This window comes from Micromonospora sp. NPDC050695, from assembly GCF_040654415.1.
GTDB lineage: Bacteria > Actinomycetota > Actinomycetes > Mycobacteriales > Micromonosporaceae > Micromonospora.
Genome location: NZ_JBFAHZ010000107.1, coordinates 1 through 4,830, shown reverse-complemented (window position 1 = coordinate 4,830; position 4,830 = coordinate 1). Strand labels below are relative to the sequence as shown.

Genomic DNA, 4,830 nt, shown 5'->3' with positions numbered 1-4,830 from the left:
GTATTTGAGAAGCGCGGAAGGCTCGCCGGCGGGCCGGCACCGGCTGCAACCAGCCGCGGCTCAGGTTCGTCGGGCCGTTGCATTATCTACGCGGTGCCTTGTGAGCAGATCGGCGGGCCACTTGTCAGATGCGGTGGGACAGGACACCGGGTGCCGGACCACTTGAGATCCACCGATCTCCTTCATGCCTCCATAACTGTCATTATGATGCGCGCACCTTATGCCCGTTTCGTGGCGAGTATTTGTTGAATTAGAGTTACCGATAATCCAATAAATAGCTGATGCTGAAGCCGGTCCTGCGCCGCGCTGCGCTGCGTGTCGCCTCGCAGCTGAACTGGCGAGCGCCGCACAGGATGTGGCGAGTCCCTGGCGAGTTCTCAGTGAAGGTGGCGAGAGGTTGCCTTGACCTCAACCCGTCTTCAGCTACGAAGATCGTGTGTATGACTACGGAGGAGACGCTGCTAGCCGAACTTCAGGAACGTTCGTTCGGTGCGGCCGGTGCAGCAACGACATCGTCTTTCCCGGAGGAAAACCGGATGACAGGGGCACAACTGGCCCGGCTACTTCGTCCCGGCGCATACGGCGTGCTGGCCACTACGAGGGTTGATGGGCGTCCGCACGCCGCGCCAACGAGCTTGGTTCTGCAAGGGCCGGTCATCTGGTTTCCGACAGTCACCGGAGCGGTCCGCCTAGCTAATCTGGCCGCCCACCCGTGGGCGTCTCTGGTCGTCATGCAGGGTGGCGGTTCGGAACATGCGATGGTGATGGCGGAAGGACCGGCTGAGGTTTTGGATGCTGCGGCTGATGAGGTGACGGCTGCTGCTGCCCGATACGGTCGGGAACTGCCCTGGGCTTCGGCATGGATTCGGATGACGCCGCAAAAGATCTTCAGCTACGCCGCGGGCGCTGCACAGTTGTGACGCCTGCACGCGGATCAGTCGCGTTCCGCCATGCGGGCATGATTCCACGTTCGGCCACAACTGCGGCTCCTGACTTCTCCCTTGGAGCCGGGTGGCGAATTCTCATCGGAAGTGGCGAGGAATGATGTCCCGGTGCATCGAACGCGGCGTATCGGGCTGCCTGGCCTGGATGAGAACTTTGAGGCGATCTACCTGGATGACCAGGGCGTGGAGCAGCGCGTGCCGTGGGGCTGGCTGCCGGAGGTGGTCGATGTGCTGGACCGGCCGGTGAGGTCGTTCCCCTCGTATCGGGGTCAGCGCAACTTCCCGGGTTGGTACTGGTCCGCGACGGTGGGTCGCCAGGTCGGCTTCGAATCGTGGGTGGAACGCGATCACCTGGTGGCGTTGGACTTCGACCCGTCGGTGAGCGGGATCGTGTCGCAGCCGTTCTGGCTGCTCTGGCCTGGTGAGAGCAAGACCCGTCGGCACGCCCCGGATTTCCTGGTGCGCCTGGATGACGACGCGGTGTTGGTGCTGGACTCCCGGCCGCTGGAACTCATCGAGGAGGCGGACCGGGAGGCGTTCGGGGTCACCGATCGGGCATGCGCGCTACTGGGGTGGCGGTACGCGGTATGGGACCGGCTGGACCCGGTGCTGGTGGCGAACCAGCGGTGGCTGGCCGGCTACCGGCACCCGCGGTGCTTCGACGGGCAGGTGGCCGCCGTGCTGCTGGAGGCGTTCGCGCGGCCGCGCTCACTGATGGACGGCGCCGAGGTCGCCGGTGACCCGCTCAGGACCCTGCCGGTGCTCTACCACCTGCTCTGGCGGCGGGAGCTGATGACGGACCTGTCGCTGGTGCTGTCGCACCGCACGATCGTGCAGGTGGCGCCGACCATCGATCGTCTGGCGCTGGTTGGTGAGCGGGATGGCTGAGCGGCCGGGCGTGTTGCGGGTCAACGATCGGGTGGTCTTCGCCGGGACGACGCACACCGTGGTGGCGATCTCGGGTTCCGCGATCCGGCTGGTGTCGGCGGCCGGCGCGACGACCGTGGTGGCGTTGCCGTATCTGCTGGGCGCGGCGGACTTCGAGCTGGTCGGCGCGGCGCCGGCTCCTCGGGTGGACCCGCACGGGCTGCTGGAGGCGTTGCCGGCGCAGGTGGTGCAGGCTGCCCGGGACTGGGAGCGGCACCTGATCGAGGTCGAGACCGGCCTGATGTCGGACGCTCAGGGCGCGGTGCCGAGGCCCGAGTACGACCCGGCGGTGCATCCGATGGCGGTCCGGGAGGCGGCGAAGGCGGCGGAGTTGACGGCGGCCGGGACGAAGACGAGCGTCCGCACGGTCCAGCGGATGCGGCGCCGCTACCGCGAGCAGGGCCTTTGGGGTCTGGTCGACGCCCGGCACGCGCGCACGGCGAAGCCGACCGGCAACGTCGATGCCCGGGTGGTTGCGGCGGCCGCCGCGGTGATCGAGGCGCAGACCGGCACGTCGACGGGCACGAAGTCGCGGGCGCTGCGGCAGATCCGGCAGCTGTTGGACGACGAGCATGGCCCCGGCGTGGTCGAGATGCCGTCGCCGGCGACCTGTTACCGGCTGCTGGAGGCGTTGTCGGCTGGGCGGTACACCTTCGGGTCGGCGGTGACGCGCCGGCAGACGGCGAACAAGCCGGCCGGCGCCTACACCGCGACCACCGCGAACCGGCCGGGCGAGCAGGTCCAGTTGGACAGCACCCCGCTGGATGTCATGGCGGTGATGGACGATGGTGTCATCGGCCGAGCGGAACTCGTGCTCGCCATCGACATCGCCACCCGCACGATTTGCGCCGGAGTGTTGCGGCCGGTCGGTGCGAAGGCGGTCGACGCGGCGCTGCTGCTGGCCCGGGTCATGGTCCCGGAGCCGATGCGGCCTGGCTGGGACGCCGCGCTGGCGATGTCGGCGACCCGGATCCCGCACCAGCGGCTGGTCGCCATGGATGCCCGGATGGCTCTCGCCGCGGCGAAGCCGGTGATCGTTCCGGACACCGTCGTGATCGACCACGGCAAGGTGTTCCTGTCTGAGGTGTTCCTGCGCGCGGCCGACACGCTGGGCATCTCGGTGCAGCCAGCACATCAGCAGACGGCGACGGACAAGGCGATCGTCGAGCGCACCTTCGAGTCGATCAACACGCTGTTCTGCCAGCACGTGTCCGGCTACACCGGCCGTGACGTCACCCGCCGAGGGCGTGACGTCGCTGAGCGGGCCGTGTGGTCGCTGCCCGACCTGCAAGAACTGTTCGACGAGTGGGTGATCGCCGGGTGGCAGACTCGCCCGCATGACGGGTTGCGGCACCCGTTCAACCCGGCACAGGCGGCTTCCCCGAACGATGCCTACGCCGCGCTGGTCGCTGCCGCCGGCTACGTTCCGGTCGCGTTGACCGGCGAGGATTACATCGAACTGCTGCCGGCGGACTGGCGGGCCATCGGCGACGGCGGAATCCAGATCGACTACCGCACCTACAACTGCGGGGAGCTGCGGCCCTACGCCCGCAAGAACTCCGGCGTCACCAGCCGCGCCGGCCGGTGGGAGGTCCACTACGACCCCTACGACGTTTCGCGGATTTGGGTTCGCAACCATCATCACGGCGGTTGGATCACCGTCCCCTGGACCCATCACAGCGTGGTCGGGCAGCCGTTCGCCGATTTCACCTGGCGCGCCTCCCGCAAGATTGCCGCACAGCGGGGCCTGGACGACACCAACGAGATGGCCGTCTCGGTGATCCTGGCCGCGCTGCTACGTCGCGCCGAGGAAGGCCCTGGCAGCGGCCGGGCACTCGCGCGAAACCGCACAGCTCACGCGATGGGCAACCACCTGCCCCCGGAACTGACCACCGCCGCGTTCGCCGATCCACCGGAACCCGCGCCGCCGGCCGAACCACCGCAGCCGTTGCCCGCGCTCGACCCGGAATCCGCCGAGCAACCGCAGGTCCTGGTCGGCGAAGTGGTGCCGTTCGCGCTGTTCAACCCGTTCGCCGATGACCTGGAGGCTGGCCGATGAGCACGCTGTCCAGCGACGTCCGGCATCCGCTGGCCACCAAGCAGGGCTGGGCCTCATTCGTCGCCCAGATCAACCCGGAGCCACCGCGGCTGCTACCGGACGCGGACTGGCAGCAGCTGACCTCGTTCGAGCGGGACCTATACAACGAAGCCCGACAGGACTACCACTCCGCGTTGCTGCTGGTCGCCACCCCGGACATCAAGAAGGTCATCCACACCGGCACGAAACTGGTCATCAACAACCGGGGCAAGCAACTCGGCCGGCGCGGCCTGATCGTGTCCGGCGCCAGTGGCACTGGAAAATCCACCTCGATCACCCAGCTCGGCAAGAAGTTCCAGATCGAGCTGGAACGCCGCAGCCCGGGCGTCACAGACCGAATCCCGGTCGTCTATATCGTGGTCCCGCCCGATGCCACCCCGAAGATGCTTGCCACGGAGATGGCCATCTTCCTCGGCCTGCCTGTCGCAACCCGGGATAGCCCGCAGTCGGTCGCGCACAACGTCGCCACGGTGATGCGCCGGGTCGGCACCGGCATGGTCCTGGTCGACGAGATCCACCGCCTCGACCTCACCACCCGCCAAGGCAAGAATGCCTCCGACCAGCTCAAATACTTCTTCGACACGATCAGCGCCACCTTCGTCTACGCGGGCCTGGACCTCCACGAGAACGGCATGTTCTCCGGGGTCCGCGGCCGGCAGATCGCCGGCCGGTTCATCCCGGTCGACACCAGCCCGTTCACCTACCGCACCGAGCAGGACAAGACCGACTGGGCGAAGCTCGTCGCCGCGATGGAACACGCGTTACGGCCTCGTCGTAGCTTCCAGACCAAAAGCAACGCCAAGATGGGCCTTCGCGCGAACGGTTCGAGCCCGAGATCGTCATTCCGTGGGAGCATGGATA

At 67.5% G+C, this 4,830-nt stretch carries 4 protein-coding genes; all 4 read left to right on the top strand.

Features of this window, described 5'->3' with window-relative positions:
• Positions 1-440 precede the first annotated feature (440 nt).
• Positions 441-920 (top strand): pyridoxamine 5'-phosphate oxidase family protein, encoded by a 480-nt coding sequence (locus tag AB0H52_RS31420; RefSeq protein ID WP_357951904.1) that lies wholly within the window; start codon positions 441-443, stop codon positions 918-920.
• Between the two features lie 132 nt (positions 921-1,052).
• Positions 1,053-1,832: a TnsA-like heteromeric transposase endonuclease subunit gene (locus AB0H52_RS31415; RefSeq protein ID WP_151493172.1), complete on the top strand. Its 780-nt coding sequence runs from the start codon at positions 1,053-1,055 to the stop codon at positions 1,830-1,832.
• Positions 1,825-3,930 (top strand): helix-turn-helix domain-containing protein, encoded by a 2,106-nt coding sequence (locus AB0H52_RS31410; protein WP_192580521.1) that lies wholly within the window; start codon positions 1,825-1,827, stop codon positions 3,928-3,930. The genes AB0H52_RS31415 and AB0H52_RS31410 overlap by 8 nt, the downstream gene beginning before the upstream one ends.
• A partial coding sequence (locus AB0H52_RS31405) for a TniB family NTP-binding protein (RefSeq protein ID WP_357951901.1) occupies positions 3,927-4,830 on the top strand: 904 nt, incomplete at its 3' end. The genes AB0H52_RS31410 and AB0H52_RS31405, both read left to right, overlap by 4 nt.

Excerpts from the sequence above, each read along its gene's own strand:
- AB0H52_RS31410 (WP_192580521.1), top strand. The coding sequence starts at position 1,825 with ATGGCTGAGCGGCCGGGCGTGTTGCGGGTCAACGATCGGGTGGTCTTC.
- AB0H52_RS31420 (WP_357951904.1), top strand. The coding sequence starts at position 441 with ATGACTACGGAGGAGACGCTGCTAGCCGAACTTCAGGAACGTTCGTTC.